Origin of the sequence: Alkalicoccus urumqiensis (assembly GCF_002993335.1) — a bacterium.
Taxonomy (GTDB): domain Bacteria; phylum Bacillota; class Bacilli; order Bacillales; family Salisediminibacteriaceae; genus Alkalicoccus; species Alkalicoccus urumqiensis.
The window spans coordinates 72,532-87,873 of sequence record NZ_PVNS01000001.1 but is presented as its reverse complement, the minus strand read 5'-3'; the positions used below and the strand labels follow the sequence as shown (position 1 = coordinate 87,873).

The 15,342-nt window shown below is 51.1% G+C and carries 13 protein-coding genes; 10 read left to right on the top strand and 3 right to left on the bottom strand.

Going from position 1 to position 15,342, the window contains the following annotated elements:
* The first annotated feature begins 229 nt into the window (after positions 1–229).
* The 8 genes from C6I21_RS00320 (at position 230) to rbsK (ending at position 9,018) form a co-directional block, all read left to right on the top strand.
* Entirely contained in the window at positions 230–1,588 is a 1,359-nt protein-coding gene (locus C6I21_RS00320) for a serine hydrolase domain-containing protein (RefSeq protein ID WP_105957432.1), read from the top strand.
* 503 nt (positions 1,589–2,091) lie between these two features.
* Complete coding sequence (locus C6I21_RS00315; protein ID WP_105957431.1) at positions 2,092–2,691, top strand: CHRD domain-containing protein; 600 nt, start codon at positions 2,092–2,094, stop codon at positions 2,689–2,691.
* 352 nt (positions 2,692–3,043) lie between these two features.
* The gene (locus tag C6I21_RS00310) at positions 3,044–4,057 is read left to right on the top strand and encodes a LacI family DNA-binding transcriptional regulator (RefSeq protein ID WP_105957430.1); all 1,014 of its coding nucleotides are present in this window, start codon (positions 3,044–3,046) and stop codon (positions 4,055–4,057) included.
* Between the two features lie 72 nt (positions 4,058–4,129).
* Positions 4,130–4,528 carry a D-ribose pyranase gene (gene rbsD, locus C6I21_RS00305; protein ID WP_105957429.1) on the top strand — a complete coding sequence of 133 codons (399 nt, stop codon included), beginning with the start codon at positions 4,130–4,132 and terminating at the stop codon, positions 4,526–4,528.
* 17 nt (positions 4,529–4,545) lie between these two features.
* Positions 4,546–6,036, top strand: coding sequence for a sugar ABC transporter ATP-binding protein (locus C6I21_RS00300; RefSeq protein WP_105957428.1), 1,491 nt, complete (start codon positions 4,546–4,548; stop codon positions 6,034–6,036).
* A complete protein-coding gene (locus C6I21_RS00295; protein WP_105957427.1) occupies positions 6,029–6,991 on the top strand; it encodes an ABC transporter permease in 963 nt (320 codons plus the stop codon). The genes C6I21_RS00300 and C6I21_RS00295 overlap by 8 nt, the downstream gene beginning before the upstream one ends.
* A gap of 17 nt (positions 6,992–7,008) precedes the next feature.
* Complete coding sequence (locus C6I21_RS00290) at positions 7,009–8,088, top strand: substrate-binding domain-containing protein (protein ID WP_105957426.1); 1,080 nt, start codon at positions 7,009–7,011, stop codon at positions 8,086–8,088.
* 12 nt (positions 8,089–8,100) lie between these two features.
* Positions 8,101–9,018 (top strand): ribokinase, encoded by a 918-nt coding sequence (gene rbsK, locus C6I21_RS00285; RefSeq protein WP_105957425.1) that lies wholly within the window; start codon positions 8,101–8,103, stop codon positions 9,016–9,018.
* 125 nt (positions 9,019–9,143) lie between these two features.
* Here the strand turns inward: rbsK and C6I21_RS00280 are convergent, their stop codons facing one another.
* On the bottom strand, positions 9,144–11,081 hold the full coding sequence (locus C6I21_RS00280; protein WP_105957424.1) for a stalk domain-containing protein: 1,938 nt from the start codon (positions 11,079–11,081) through the stop codon (positions 9,144–9,146).
* Positions 11,082–11,288: 207 nt separating this feature from the next.
* Here C6I21_RS00280 and C6I21_RS00275 point away from each other — a divergent pair, with 207 nt between their 5' ends.
* On the top strand, positions 11,289–11,759 hold the full coding sequence (locus tag C6I21_RS00275; protein ID WP_105957423.1) for a VanZ family protein: 471 nt from the start codon (positions 11,289–11,291) through the stop codon (positions 11,757–11,759).
* Between the two features lie 125 nt (positions 11,760–11,884).
* Here the strand turns inward: C6I21_RS00275 and htpG are convergent, their stop codons facing one another.
* The gene (gene htpG, locus C6I21_RS00270; RefSeq protein ID WP_105957422.1) at positions 11,885–13,765 is read right to left on the bottom strand and encodes a molecular chaperone HtpG; all 1,881 of its coding nucleotides are present in this window, start codon (positions 13,763–13,765) and stop codon (positions 11,885–11,887) included.
* Between the two features lie 127 nt (positions 13,766–13,892).
* Between htpG and C6I21_RS00265 the strand changes: the two genes are divergently transcribed.
* On the top strand, positions 13,893–14,861 hold the full coding sequence (locus C6I21_RS00265) for an ROK family protein (RefSeq protein WP_105957421.1): 969 nt from the start codon (positions 13,893–13,895) through the stop codon (positions 14,859–14,861).
* A 75-nt stretch (positions 14,862–14,936) separates the two neighbouring features.
* Here C6I21_RS00265 and C6I21_RS00260 read toward each other — a convergent pair whose 3' ends face one another.
* A complete protein-coding gene (locus C6I21_RS00260; protein ID WP_105957420.1) occupies positions 14,937–15,239 on the bottom strand; it encodes a hypothetical protein in 303 nt (100 codons plus the stop codon).
* Positions 15,240–15,342 lie beyond the last annotated feature (103 nt).

Below are 15,342 nucleotides of genomic sequence, written 5' to 3'. Positions count from 1 at the left end.
AAGCGTTTCCGCTTCTGCAGGGTGATTTTACCTTTCAGGTACACTCCCTCTTTCCTCTGTTGAAAGCAGACTCCTAAAATGTATATTACAAACGCCTTACATTTTGTCACAAAACGTAAAACGTCATAGCCGTAAACCAGGTTTTCAATTATAATACGAAGGGTAGTAAAAAATGGTAGAAGCAGGCATCTATTCTGCAATATATTGAAGGTGGAAAGAAGGGTTGAGTGTGAAGTATATTTTCTCTCTTCTTGCCGCTGTCATGACCGTTACCTTTGTCTATGGCACAGAGGCGGATGCAGCGGCTCGAAGTGTGTTTGTAAACGATGGGATCGCTCAGTTTGACGAGGATCCGGTACTGATCCGGGGAACGAATTATATCGAGCTGCGCGGGCTCTGTAACGCGCTCGATTATCAGATCGGGTGGCAGCAGTCCAGTAAAACAGCCTCCTGCACCGGAGACGGGAGCATGCTGACTTTCTCTTTTAATGGCGATACATATACGTACAATGGCCAGAGAAAGCGGTTCGATAATCCGCCGAGAATTATTAACGGCCGCTCCATGATCGGTCTGCGTGAAGTTTCCCAGATTTTGAACCACCGCGTTCACTGGATTCAGCTTACCGGCGATGTATTCCTGATGCGTCCGGGAATAACGGACGGAGAAAAAGGACAGATGATCGATGCCCTCCTCGAGCGTATGACAGAGCGCCGTCAGTTCTCCGGAGCGGCTGCTGTGAAAAAAGAGGGAGACGTCATTACCGCTGACGGCTACGGCTATGCGGACCGGAGCAGAAGCATACGGAACGGAACAGATACCTCCTTTGCCATTGCATCTGTTACGAAAGGCATGACCGGCATGGCTGCGATGAAACTGGAAGAGGAAGGACGCATTGATCTTGATGACAGGCTGGGTGACTACCTTCCGGATGTAGAATATGCCGAGGAAGTAACGCTGCGGCAGCTTCTCACCCATACGTCGGGATACCCGTGGGAATACCCGAACGGCGATAAAACGATCGGCACACTCGTCTATGAACCAGGGGAGGGCCAGCGCTACAGCAATATCGGCTACCAGCTGATGGGGGACGTTATCGCCAAGGTGACCGGCATGTCCTACGGGGATTATATTGAAGAGCATGTTTTTGAGCGTGCAGATATGCTGAATTCAGGATTTGATATTAATACGGTCCACCCTTACCGCCGGGCTGTCGGCTACCGTCTGGATAACGGAAGGTTCCGCACCGTGAACCGTGACTTCGCCGCCCGCGGCGCTTCCGGCTCGCTTTATGCATCCGTGGAAGATCTGCTGAAATTTGATGATGCGATCCGTGACGGCACGATTATCAGTGATGATGCCGTCGAGAGAATGCTCCAGCGTCATGCCGGGACCTGGGGGTATGGATGGCAGGTATACAACCCTTCCTCCGGCCGGGTGTCCCAGCTCGTCGGCTCGACGACCGGCTTCCGCTCCTTTTTGAAGCGTGAAGATGGTCAGCCGTATACGGTTGTTCTGTTAAGCAACATGGAGCTTGGCGATCAATACTTAAACACACTTGGTAAAACGATCGAAGATATTATCCGGTAACGCAGGAACCAGCAGAATCAAAATGAATGACGAATGAATGGAAAACATGCTTTCGATGTCCCTGAACAGGGCGCCGGAAGCATGTTTTTTTTAGAAAGTATAAAATTCGAAGCGTTTTCCAGCCGGGCATGAAGCATTATCCAGGTGCAGATAATATCATTTCTGCACCATACATGCTTTGTCGCAGGACCCACTGAAAATTCCAGAGCTCAGTGCCTTTCTTCGATCTGCACCTGCAGCTGGACAGTGCTCCCAGGTGCTGAAGACGAGCCTGCCACATGCTGCTGCAGTAGAGCGGCGAAGGCTTCTATTACCGAAACGTCATAACTATGCATAAAAATCGACTTTGTCTATAATCTGTTAAACGCATCCTCTAATTCCTAAAAAAAGTTGCGTTAAAAGTGATCCGTTTTCCTTTTCTCTGCGTTTGCTGGGATAGGAGAGGAATTTTTTAACTAAAATTTCTTTTCAAATTTATTGGAATAGAGAGGAGAACGGGTAAAATGAAAAAAGTGCTTGCAGTCTCGACGGCATCAGCGGTAGCGTTTGCAGGATTTACAGGAGCAGTATCGGCAGCACACGAGGGACAGGAATTTATGGCTGACCTGAGCCCGGAAGAAGAAGTCATGGATGTAGACAGTGAAGCAACTGGAGAGGCCCATGTCGAAGTAAGTGACGATGGCGAATCTTTGGATTTTACTGTAGAAGCTCACGGTTTGACTGATACACTCGCTGGTCACTTACATAGTGGTCCGCGCGGAGAAGATGGTCCTGTAGAACTTTTCCTCTTCGAAAATGAAGAAGTAATGGACTATGACGGGGAAGTTGCTTCAGGGACATTAACTGAAGATGATTTAGTAGGCGACTTAAGCTGGGAAGAGTTTTCTGAGGCACTCGTAGGAGGTAACATCTACGTGAACCTTCATACAGAAACGTTCCCGGATGGAGAAATTCGTGGTCAGTTGGAAATGGCTGACGAAATGAACGGCGATGAGATGGCAGACACAGCATCCAACGGACCGCTTTACGCGATGATCGGCCTATTTACGGCACTCGCTGGTGGAGTTATGATGATCGGCCGTCGAAAGAAAGTAACAGCATAGTAAATTACAAGCAAAGAAAAGCTCTCTTGAGCGCTTTTCTTTAAAATGTAGACCACAGAGGCTGAACCAGAATGAGAACGAAAAGAGCCCCTTATCATCATGTGCTCCTCCTATAGTGGACAGAGAAAATATTTCTCGAAGTCTGCTAACGGAGGAGCTTTTTTATGTCCAGAGAGTGACAAACATACCACGAAAGAACGAGTAGAGATGGGCGTCTCAGCTAAAGATACTTTCAATATAAAAGACCTAAATGTGAGAAAATTTAAAATAATACTTGAAAGGTTAGAAAGACCCTGCTACTCTTTATGTAAGCGCTTAATCTAAACGTTTACATTTTAAAGCAGGTGACGCAGTGAAAAAGAAGGCAACCATTCTGGATGTAGCCAGAAAAGCGAATGTTTCCTCCGCCACTGTTTCGCGGGTGGTAAATGCCCAGGGCGGAGTGAAGCCGGAGACGGAAGCACGTATTATAAAGGCGATCGAGGAGCTGAGCTACGTACGCAACGCGATTGCAAGAAGTATGGTGCGGAAAGAAACAAAAACGATCGGCGTGATTGTCCCGGATATCACGAACCCGTTTTTCTCCCAGGTCATCTCCGGCGTGGAGGAGGCTGCAATCCAGGCGGGATTCTTTCCGATCGTCACGAGCACGAGAGAGGATCTGCTGCTGGAGCAGCAGATATTAACCCACTACCTGGAAAGAGGAATCGACGGCCTGATTATTACAACTGCTCAGGAAAATGGCACCCATTTAAATGAGTTTATGAAGTCATCGATTCCAGTCGTAGCCGTAGACCGTCCGTTGAAGCAGTATGATGTGGATACGGTTCTATCCGGCAATCGTGAAGGAGCATTTGAAGCTGTCTCCCACCTGATTGAAGAGGGGTTTAAAGATATCGCCATCATCCGCGGGCCGCAGAATACAACGCCGGGACTGGAGCGGTATAAAGGGTACGTAAAGGCACTGGAGGCAAACGGAATCCCTGTTCAGCCGGACTTCGTATGCGATGGCGATTTCATGCAGGGGAGCGGCTATGAGCAGGTGAAGAACCTTTACAGTCAGAAGAGAAAGCCGGATGCGGTATTTTCGAGCAACAACTTTATGAGTCTCGGGGCGATCAGAGCCATGCGGGAGCTGGACTGGAAAATCGGCAGAGATATTGGCTTTGCAGGATTTGATGACATTGAAGTGGCAACGTTTATGGAACCGGCGCTGACGGTCGTTTCCCGGAGGATGAAGCACCTCGGGGCCATCGCGTTTCAGTATCTTGAAAACCGGATGGAGAAAAAGGGAGAAAGCGCGAAAAGAGAATACATTCTCTCACCTTCCCTCGTTATCCGGGATTCCAGTAAACGTCTGCGCTGAAATCTAAACGTTTACATTTTCACATGATCCGGACTTATTTTCTTCGTTTACTTATTAAAGGAGGAATTCCCCATGAAAAAAGAAGGTCTGCTCCACCCTGAATTGAATAAACTCATTGCCTCATCCGGACATACGGACGAAATCGTCGTGACCGATGCAGGGCTGCCGATACCACCGGACCTGCCGTATCATATCGATTTTGCACTGAAAGAAGGGCAGCTTGCCTTTCTGGACGTTCTGGACGGGGTGACGGAAAGCTTTTCAGTGGAAAAGATTATTCTGGCGGAAGAAATTAAGCAGGCGAGCCCGGAGATGGAGAAACAGATTCTGGAACGGTTTCCCGGGGTGGAAACAACGTATATTCCACATGATTCATTTAAAAAACGGACGCAGTCGGCGATGGGAACGGTCAGATCCGGCGAATTTACCCCGTATGCCAACGTGATTTTATGCGGAGGCGTGGTGTACTGAGAGGAGCGATCGGCAGCATGACGCTATTAACGATGAAAAATATCACAAAAGAATTTTTCCGCGTTCCAGTTCTTCACGGCGTGGACCTGGAAATCGACCGGGGAGAGATTGTAGCCCTTCTTGGCGAAAACGGCGCCGGCAAATCAACACTCATGAAAATCATCGCAGGCGTCCACGAGCCAACGTCAGGAAGTATCTATCTTGATGGAGAAGAAGTAACAATTGATTCGCCGTCGGATTCGCAGCATAAAGGGATCAGTATTATTCATCAGGAATTCAACCTTCTGCCGGATATATCGATTATGGAAAACATTTTTCTCGGCCGGCTGCCCCGGAAGTGGGGAAGTTTTGTCCGGTGGAATGAAATGAAGGAAAAGACTAAGGCGCTTCTGGAGCGTGTCGGTATCGGTTATCTCGCTCCGGAGACGTCGATCCGGCAGTGCTCCATTGCCGAGCAGCAGCTGATTGAAATTGCGAAAGCGCTGTCATTTGATGCTGAACTGCTGATTATGGATGAGCCGACAGCCACGCTGAACAATGAGGAAACGGAACGTCTTCTTCAATTGATGGAAGAGCTGAAGAACAAAGGGATGGGCGTCATTTTCATCACACACCGGCTGAATGAAGTCATGCACGCCGCTGACCGTGCCGTGATCCTGAGAGATGGCGAATTTATCGGCGTGAAGCATGTGGAGGAAACGACGCAGGATGAACTCGTTGCGATGATGGTCGGCCGGGAACTGACGGATATGTTTCCGGAGAAGAAAAATCATGCCGGAGAGGAAGTTCTCCGGGTGGAACATCTCCATGTAAAACATCAGCTGGAAGACATTCATTTTTCCGTAGCCGGAGGAGAAATTCTCGGCATCGCCGGACTGATGGGCTGCGGGAAATCGGAGCTCTCAAGGGCGCTGTTCGGCCTGTATAAGCTGGAGAGTGGGAAGGTGCAGGTAAACGGCAGCACGATTCAGACACCGAAAGACGCGATCGATGCAGGGCTGGCGCTCGTTACCGATGACCGGAAAAGCGAAGGGCTCGTTCTGGATTTATCGGTGGCGGAAAACATCCTTCTGCCGAACTACCGGCTATTGTCAAAGAGGGGCGTTCTTCCGAAAAAGCAGCTGAATGAAGTTGTGAATGTCTGGTTCGGCAACCTGGCAATCAAAGCATCTTCGCCGCAGGTGGAAGTAAATCAGCTGAGCGGAGGAAATCAGCAGAAGGTCGTGCTCGGAAAATGGCTGCAGACCAATCCGAAAGTGCTCATCTTAAATGAACCGACGCGCGGAATAGACATCGGCGCGAAAGCGGAAATCTACAAGCGGATTGAACGGCTTGCAGAGGAGGGGATGGCGATCGTGCTCATCTCGTCAGAAATGCCGGAAGTGCTGGGACTGGCGGACCGGATTCTCGTCATGAGCGACGGTCGGATTTCCGGTGAACTGGACAGGCAGGAAGCAACCCAGGAGAAGATATTCGAGTATGCAATCGGGGGTGGCAGCAATGGATAAAACACAAAGCAATTCCTGGGTGAATGTACTGCTGATCGTTGATAAGTTCCGTGTCTTTATTATTTTCCTTCTGCTTCTCGTCATTGCGAGTTTTATATCCGACGCCTTTTTTACGGTGACAAACCTGTTTAACGTCATGAGGCAGGTGTCGATTGTCGGTATTATCGCGGTCGGTATGACGCTCGTCATTTTGACGGCAGGAATTGATTTATCTGTCGGTTCGGTGATGGCGCTGACTGGAGCTGTCGTTGCCGGTGTGATGACGGCGGGGATGCCGATTCCAATTGCCATTCTCGTCTGTCTGATTGCCGGACTGATCATAGGGGCGTTCAACGGTGTCGTAATCTCGAAAGGCAATGTGCCGCCATTTATCGCGACACTGGCGGTCATGGTTATCGCCAGAGGATTCACGCTCGTATTAACCGGGGGCAGCCCGACGATCATTAACGATGCTTCCTACCGTGTGATTGGAAGCGGCACGCTGTTAGGGGTTCCGGTACCGGTCGTGATTATGGGCGTCATTTTCCTCATCATGTACTGGGTGCTGAAAAACACGACGTTCGGGCGGAGCATTTACGCCGTCGGCGGTAATGAAGAAGCCGCACGTCTTGCCGGAATTAACGTCGACCGGGTGAAGATATTCGTATACAGTCTGACGGGTATGTTTGCGGCGGTCTCTGCCATGATCTATACGTCCAGACTGATGTCGGCCCAGCCGAATGCGGGAACGATGCTCGAGCTGGATGCGATCGCCGCCGTTATTATCGGCGGGACGAGACTGACTGGTGGTAAAGGGGGTGTTATCGGAACGCTGATCGGTGCACTGATCATGGGGGTTTTGGACAATATTTTGAACCTCGCCAACGTATCGCCGTTTTATCAGGAGATTGCAAAAGGTGCCGTCATTTTAGCAGCCGTACTGCTGGATAGTAAGCTTGCAAAATTAAATCGATAATTACAGGGGGATTTACCATGAAAAAAAGAGTTGGACTTTTGTCGATCGCAGCTGGAGCCGGGCTTCTTCTTGGAGCCTGCGGAGATAATGGCGGAGAAGGAAATGATCAGACAGGCACAGACAATGGCGCCGGTAATGCAGAAAACACGGAAGAAATGAACGCCGGAAATGAAGAAGCTCCTGAAAATGATGCCGGGGAGGAAAATGCGGAAGCCAATGAAGGAAACGGCGGCGAAGCAGCCGACGGCGGAGACTTCACGATTGCGCTTGCGATGAATACACTCGACAATCCATTTTTCGTCGATTTAAATGACGGGGCAGTGGAGACAGCGGAAGAAGAAGGAATGGAAATTATTACGTCGGATTCCCAGGGCGACGCAGCCCAGCAGGCATCTGATGTCGAAAACCTCCTTATCCAGGATCCGGACGTACTCATCCTGAACCCGGTGGACAGCGATGCGGCCCAGCAGATTGTCATGATGGCAAACGATGAGGACATTCCGGTACTGACGGTGGACAGACAGGCCTCAGGCGGTGAAGTTGTCTCCCACGTCGGATTCGACGCGCTCCGCTCCGGGAACATCGCCGGAGAATTTGTAACAGATACGCTTGAAGAGGAAGGAAATGTTGTGGAGCTGCAGGGCATTCTCGGAACCAACGTCGGCCGTGACAGAAGTGAAGGGTTCAATGAGCATGTATCTGAATTTGACGGAATTGAAATTATCGCCAGCCAGTCGGCCAACTTTGACCGCGGGGAAGCACTGACGGTCATGGAAGATATCCTTCAGGCGAACGATTCCATTGATGCTGTCTATGCTGCAAATGATGAAATGGCAATGGGTGCGCTCTCGGCGATTGAAGGAGCAGGCAGACTGGACGAAATGATCCTGATCGGTACGGATGCAATCGACCCTGCCATGGAAGCGATCCGTGAAGGCAGAATGGAAGCAACGATCGCCGAGCCCCCGTACTTCCTCGGGCGCGATGTAGTGCATGCAGCGATCGACCACCTGAATGGAGAAGAAGTAGAAGAAATGATAACATTGGAGAATCAGCTCGTTACAGAAGAAAATGTCGATGAAATTGAAACCAGATAAGCAGGTGGTACAATGGCCAGAATTACGGTGATCGGAAGCTATGTCACAGATTTAACCGGCCGTACGGAAAAACTCCCGCGGCCGGGGGAAACCGTTATCGGCCGCTCGTTTACGATGGGGCCGGGCGGAAAAGGCGGCAACCAGGCAGTGGCAGCTGCCCGGCTCGGATCGGACGTTACGATGGTGACGAAAATAGGAAAAGACGTTTTCGGTGAAGAGGCCGTCCGCAATTTTCAGGCAGAAAAAATCCGCAGTGAGTACGTAGCAGTGACGCCGGATGCAGCGACCGGAGCGGCGATCATCGCCGTGGACGATCAGGGTGAGAACATGATCGTGGTGACGCTTGGTGCATGCGGCACGCTGTCCGCAGATGAAGTGCAGCAGGCGGACGCCGCCATTGCGTCATCGGACTATGTCCTCGTGCAGCTGGAAACATCGATCGAAGCAGTCGAAGAAGCCGTACGGCTTGCCGGAGAGCATAGGAAGCCGGTCATTTTAAATCCGGCGCCCTATCATCCGGTGCCGGAGGCAGTCTGGCAGAAAGTAGCGTATGCTACACCGAATGAAACGGAAGCAGAGGGCATGACCGGAGTAACCGTTACGGATAAAGAAACTGCGGACCACGCTGCCCGCCGCATACAGCAGATGGGTGTGGAAAACGTCATTATTACACTTGGAAAAAAAGGCTGCTATCTGCTGGAGCAGGGGCAGGAAGGCAGGCTGATTCCGGGCATCGAAGTGGACGCGGTCGATACGACCGGTGCGGGAGACGCGTTTAACGGAGCACTTGCCCACTACCTCGGCACAGAGCCGTCGGTGGAAGAAGCCTGCTACAAAGCGAATGTTGCAGCAGCCTTGTCCGTTACACGTGCCGGTACGGCGCCGTCCATGGCCCGTGCAGAAGAAGTAGCTTCCTGGAGCAATAAGTAGGAATTGTCTTCATACGTGCAGAACAAAAAAGGATGTCCGCGGGCCTGAGCCCATTCGGACATCCTTTTTTCGTCTTCGTTTTCATGAAGCGGCAGGGAGGGGCTCACCCGGCCGGCCTGTGCGTGTTAAGGGTAGACGTGCACGGTTCCGGGTGCTTCGTAACCGACGCTGTGCCCGAGGGTCTCGGATATGAATCGCAGCGGTACAAACGTCACGCCGCGCTGAATCTGTGGTGCCTGAAGCAGTGTTTCAGCAGTGCCGTTGACCTGCGCCGTGCGGCTTCCGGCAGTCAGGAGAACTTCCTTTTCTCCGGAGGAAATGGAAATCTGCTTCGCCTGCTGATTCCAGCCGACATCCGCTCCGAACGTTTCCGAAATGAAGCGGAGTGGCACGAGCGTCGTTCCTTTTTCGATAAACGGAGCTTCCAGAAGCTGCTCGGCGCCTGTTTTCGTGTAGGCACGTTTGTCACCGGTGTACAGGGTGAGCTGCTTTTCCTGGAACGACCCGCGGTCGGGCCCCTGATAAAGAACAGCAGATTCGCGTCCGGCAATACGTCCTGCACTGTCGTAAACGACTGCTTCCAGCACATTGCGGCCTTCGCGTAAATCACCGCGGTTTACCTGAATCGAGTAAGGATACGAACCGGCCGTCTGATAACGTTCGCCGTTTAATTTGTAGAACACTTTTTGAATGAACGGATCGTACGTTTTTGCGTGCGTCTGAACCTGCAGCGTGTCGTGGACGCGCGTGTTCTCAAGCGGCGAAACGACCGCCGTATCCTGGGATGCTGCCACCTCCGGCAGGAAGTAGGAATCTTTCATGATATTGCGGTACGTGTTCAGCATGGAGGTGTTCTCCAGAAGGCTGAAGTTATTCCTTCGGCGGTCCACCGGCACATTCTGATTGCCCATTGGGTTCATGCTGAACCAGTGGATGGCATGAACGTTCGGAAAGCGCATCTGCAGCCCGTGGTAAAAAGCACGCATCCGCATCGTCCCATATGCTGTCATGTCCTGACTGCCGGCAGCCGTAAAATGACTTGCCGCAAATTCCGAAATCATCATCGGTTTGGATTGTGCATATTTCTCGTAAAATGGAGCCAGTCTGTCCAGTGGATCCCTGTTGAATGCTTCCTGATTCAAATCTGCGTTTAAGTAAGGCGTGGCATAAATATTCAGCCCGACCCAGTCGACGGCATCATCGCCTGGATAGTAGGCGTCGATCCGCTCTGCCGGGGAAGCTGCCGGCGACCAGACCATGGCGACATTGTCGGTATCGCGGTGCATGACTTCAGCCATCGTGCGGAACGAGCGCTTGTACAGCGCAGGATCTCCATGCCAGGACACCCAGGAGCCGTTCATCTCGGACGCAAAACGGATAAATACCGGAATGTCCGCTTTCTGCGCATCCACAGCAAATTGCCGCAGGTACTCGTTATCCTGAACAGACGACAGCGGGTGACGGCTGTTCGGTTCGAGCGCAATCTGCATCGCTCCTCCCGCTTCCTTAATTTTCTCTGCTGTACCGGAAGGGAACGGTGTGCCGAGAGAATGATACGAGAAGAAAATGGCGTGCTGTTTCCCGGTCGTTTCGTTGAATTCACGGAACCGGTCGTGACTGGAAACTTCTTTTTCCGCATCGACATAGGCGCCGGCGTACATACCGGCAGCCGGTTCATGAAGCGCGCGGCTGCCTGCCTGCGCTGTTCCGTCTTCCCGGGCATACAGCTCAATGTCGGTCCGCAGCCGGTCGGCGATATTTTTTACCGCCTGGTACGTCGTTTCATCCCCCATGCGGCGGTAGACTCCGGCTTCGCGGTAATACGTGTCGGAAGCGGCATCGTAATCGCCTTTCTGCTCGTATGTTTCTGCAAGAAGTCTTAATGTACTCGCCTTCTCAGAAACCGAAGCAGACCGTTCCAGAAGTGTAATCCCGCGGTCCAGCTGGCCGGAATCAACGGCCCGTTTTCCATCTTCATAAAGTGTCCACCAGCCTGAAGCCCCGGCTGAAGAAACCGAAACGGACAGAAGAAGAAAGACGATAAGCAGTGTTCGAAAAATCATGTCATCTCCACCTTACATCAAAAATGTGCATACACGTATGTATAGGACTAAAGTATAGCACTACACCGACTGTATTTCCATACTTTTCCCTTTGGATAGGAAAAATGAAAGCTCAAACATACGAGAATCATTTCAAAAAAAGGCGGGCGGGAAAGGGATTTCTGTTATACTGGAGAAATCGATTAAGCAGAAAAGGCGGGGGACAGGGTGGCAGCGTTTCTTTTTGGTATTTGGCTGACGTTATATGTACTTGGTATGTGGACGGAGAGTTCGACCGATCTTGTGGAGAAAGCGGTAGTGTCGATCCAGCTGACGGCTCAGGCGGACTGGTCGGAGTTTTTCTCGGCAGAATATGTTGGGGATCTTTCGGAGGATTCCTTTCTTGTGCTCTCTAAAACCGCTCACGTGTTAAGTTCGGTCCTTCTTGGACTGCTTTTTTTCTGGTGGCAGGGGATCCGTATTAGTAAAGTGGTTCTTCTCCTCGCAGTCGTGACGTTTATTGAGTGTATGCAGGAGTTTTTCACACGGGATTCGAGAATACTGGACGTCGGACTGAACGCGCTCGGTGTCCTGATTGCAGCAGGAATTCTCGGTTCACTTCTCACGATGGCCCGCTGGAAGAGAAACGCCGATGAAACAGAAAATGAATCGGAAGCCCTTCGCCGGGCAGGCCGGTAGTGCGGCAGAGTTATATCCTGGAATTCAGCCGGTTTTTATAAAAACAAAGGGTCCGTCACCGCTCAGCAGTGACGGACCCTTTTATGCTGCACATGCCGCTCTTTGCGGCGTGAATGCCTCCGCAGTTATTTCATGATACGGCAGACGTTGTTGGAAAACGCCACCGGATCTTCCACCGGAAGGCCTTCGATGAGGCGTGCCTGGTTGTACAGAAGATCCGTGTAAAGTGATACAGTCTCCTCATCACCGGCTGCAAAGGCCTCGTTCAAGGATGTGAAAACGTCGTGTTTATGGTTCAGTTCGAGCACTTTGTCTGCTTCCACGCCTTGGTTTTCCGGCATCTGAGCCAGAATTTTTTCCATTTCGATAGTCACTTCCCCTTCCGCTGTCAGGCAGACAGGGTGCGACTTGAGGCGGCTGGACAGGCGCACATCTTTCACTCTGCTGCCAAGCTGTTCTTTCATGCCGGCAAACAGCTCTTTATACGCTTCAGCCGTTTCTTCCTGTTCTTTTTTCTCTTCTTCGGTTTCCAGATCCAGGTCCCCGCTTGAAACGGACTTAAACTCGGTGCCGTCGTAGTCGCGCATCATTTTGACGGCGAATTCATCCACTTCTTCGGTGAAGTAGAGAAGTTCGAAACCTTTGTCCTTCACCAGTTCCGCCTGAGGAAGTTTTTCAAGACGGTCGATGGAATCGCCTGATGCGTAGTAAATGTACTGCTGTTCCTCCGGCATCCGCTCTTTGTATTCCTTCAGTGTCGTGAGCTCTTTGTCTTTGGAGGAATAGAACAGAATGAGATCCTGAAGCTCTTCTTTATGCTGGCCGAAGTCATTGTACACGCCAAACTTCAGCTGGCGGCCGAATTCCTTGAAGAACGTTTCGTACCCGCTGCGGTCGTTTTTCAGCATCGTTTCCAGTTCTTTGCGGATTTTTGTTTTAATGTTTTTCGCAATCATTTTCAGCTGACGGTCATGCTGCAGCATTTCCCGGGAAATATTCAGCGACAGATCTTCGGAATCCACCATCCCTTTGACGAAGCTGAAATAGTCCGGAAGAAGGTCCGGGCTTTTCTCCATGATCAGGACGCCGCTTGAGTATAATTCCAGACCTTTCTCATATTCTTTGGAATAGAAATCGAACGGTGTCGTTTCCGGTATATACAGAATGGAATTGTAGCGGATCGTTCCGTCCACGCGGATGTGGATGTGCTTCAGCGGGTTGTCAAAACCGTAATGTTTCTCGTGATAAAAGTTTTTATAGTCATCATCGGTCAGCTCGGATTTATCCTTCTTCCAGATCGGCACCATCGAATTGACAGTGACTTCTTCGACGACCGTTTCGGTTTCTTCGCTGTCTTCTTTCTGCTGCTCTGTTTCTGTCAGCATGAGGATAGGGTAGCGGATGAAGTCAGAGTACTTTTTAATAATGGAGCGGAGTTGCTGCTCCTCAAGGAAGTCACTGTAGGATTCCTCTTCCTGGTCTTCTTTTATATGAAGCGTGATCGTTGTGCCGGGCTTTTCTTTTTCTGCAGGTTCCATGGTATAGCCATCGGTGCCGTTGGATTCCCACTTGTACGCCTGATCGGAAAACGCCGAACGGGTCAGCACGGTTACCTTATCCGCCGCCATGAAGGCTGAATAAAAACCGACGCCGAACTGGCCGATAATATCATGTCCATCTTCAGCATCGTGCTCTTTTTTAAAAGCAAGAGAGCCGCTTTCCGCGATGGTGCCGAGGTTTTTCTCCAGCTCCTCCTCCGTCATGCCGATGCCGGTGTCTTCCACAGTGAGCGTTCTGGACGCTTTGTCCGCCTGCACACGGATATAGAAGTCATCTGCGTTGAACGTCATGCTGTCGTCTGTTAATGCTTTATAGTACATTTTGTCGATCGCATCACTCGCGTTGGAAATCAGTTCGCGGAGAAATATTTCTTTCTGGGAGTAAATTGAATTAACCATCATTTCCAGAAGCCGTCGTGATTCTGCTTTAAATTCCTTTTGTACCATCGAAATCGGACTCCTTTGTTGTCTGATTTTAGCACTCGGTTGAGAAGAGTGCTAATCCACGTTTTATTTTACTGAAACAGCGGCGTTTGTCAACGGAAAAAGCAGGGTTTGAGCACGTGTTCAGCGAATGACTACTATAGAAGAATGTTTGATGAAAGGTGTGGTGACCGGCATGACGCGGAGCATAGGAATTGATATTGGAGGTACATCGATAAAAACTGCACTGACGGAGGAAGGGTCGGTGCTTGATTTCCGGACGGTGGAAACGCCTGTCGATGATCCAAGGCAGGGAGCGGCGGAAATTCATCGTCTCATCTCCGACTGGATGTCTTTAGCGGATGGCAGTATCGGCATCTGCGCCCCGGGACCGCTGGATACGATGGAAGGGCGGTTTCTGGATCCGCCGAATCTTCCCGGCTGGCATGGATTTTCGCTTAAGGATGAACTGGAGGACAAAACGGGCCGGCAGTGCCTCGTGGAAAACGACGCCAACGCAGCGGCCGTCGGCGAATTTATGTACGGCGCGGGACGATCCTTTCAGCATATCGTATATGTAACGATCAGCACAGGTATCGGCGCGGGTATTGTTATCGATGGAAAACTGCTTTCCGGAGCCCAGTTTCAAGCAGGTGAAGCAGGAAATATGATTATCCGCTCCGAAGGTCCGGAGCAGCCGGGTATGAATATTGGTTCCTGGGAATCACTCGCCTCCGGAACGGCGCTCGGGATCCGTGCGGAGAAAGAAATCGGGTTGACCGGCGGCGCAGCGGAAGTATTTCGTGAGCAGGCTTCCGGCAATCAAAAAGCGGCACGGCTTGTATCCTCCTGGATTGAGGATACAGCATGCGGCACGGCCAATCTGCTGCACCTGCTGAATCCTGAAGCGGTGATTTTCGGGGGCGGCGTCATGAATGCGGCAGCGCAGATCCTGCCCGAACTCCAGCGGGAAGTGGAAAGCCGCGTATATGAAAGTATGCGCAGCGGTGTGCAGCTGTATGCGGCGGAATTAAAAAACCAGGCCGGCGTCATCGGCGCCGCAGCACTTGATCATGTGCCGAGAATTGGAGCAGGAACGTCGGCTGGGCGTTCAATCTAAATAAAACCAGGCAGCCTTCCCGGAAAAGGAAGGCTGCCTGGTTTTTTAGCCGGCAAAATAGGGTGCTGCTGTAAATCAGGACGTTTTGGAGGACGACTGCTGAGGCAGTGCGTCATTTTCCAGAATGTCACGGAGCTGTGTGCCGAGGCCGACACGCCCGCCGAATGGTTTGAGGAAGGGGCTCACATACATGTGGCTCTCTCTTCCTTCCGTCATACGCGGGTCTTTTTCATGAATCCATTCGAATTCCGGATCGGCTTCCTCCTGAAGCAGAACGCCTGAATAATATGTATCTCCGGAAGCAGCAGTTTTTGCAATATCCAGGATGACCAGGGTCCCGTCGTAATGCCTGCCGCGGAAAGATCGCAGTCTCGCCATGTTTCTCATCCTTTCTTGAACGGTGGTTCAGTTCACTCCTTTAATTGTACCACTTTTCATCAGGGAATAAAGTCTTATTATCGAAATCATAGGCGGTATTTTA

Excerpts from the sequence above, each read along its gene's own strand:
- C6I21_RS00315 (WP_105957431.1), top strand. The coding sequence starts at position 2,092 with ATGAAAAAAGTGCTTGCAGTCTCGACGGCATCAGCGGTAGCGTTTGCA.
- rbsD (WP_105957429.1), top strand. The coding sequence starts at position 4,130 with ATGAAAAAAGAAGGTCTGCTCCACCCTGAATTGAATAAACTCATTGCC.
- C6I21_RS00300 (WP_105957428.1), top strand. The coding sequence starts at position 4,546 with ATGACGCTATTAACGATGAAAAATATCACAAAAGAATTTTTCCGCGTT.
- C6I21_RS00295 (WP_105957427.1), top strand. The coding sequence starts at position 6,029 with ATGGATAAAACACAAAGCAATTCCTGGGTGAATGTACTGCTGATCGTT.
- C6I21_RS00290 (WP_105957426.1), top strand. The coding sequence starts at position 7,009 with ATGAAAAAAAGAGTTGGACTTTTGTCGATCGCAGCTGGAGCCGGGCTT.
- rbsK (WP_105957425.1), top strand. The coding sequence starts at position 8,101 with ATGGCCAGAATTACGGTGATCGGAAGCTATGTCACAGATTTAACCGGC.
- C6I21_RS00280 (WP_105957424.1), bottom strand. The coding sequence starts at position 11,081 with ATGATTTTTCGAACACTGCTTATCGTCTTTCTTCTTCTGTCCGTTTCG.
- htpG (WP_105957422.1), bottom strand. The coding sequence starts at position 13,765 with ATGGTACAAAAGGAATTTAAAGCAGAATCACGACGGCTTCTGGAAATG.
- C6I21_RS00265 (WP_105957421.1), top strand. The coding sequence starts at position 13,893 with ATGACTACTATAGAAGAATGTTTGATGAAAGGTGTGGTGACCGGCATG.
- C6I21_RS00260 (WP_105957420.1), bottom strand. The coding sequence starts at position 15,239 with ATGGCGAGACTGCGATCTTTCCGCGGCAGGCATTACGACGGGACCCTG.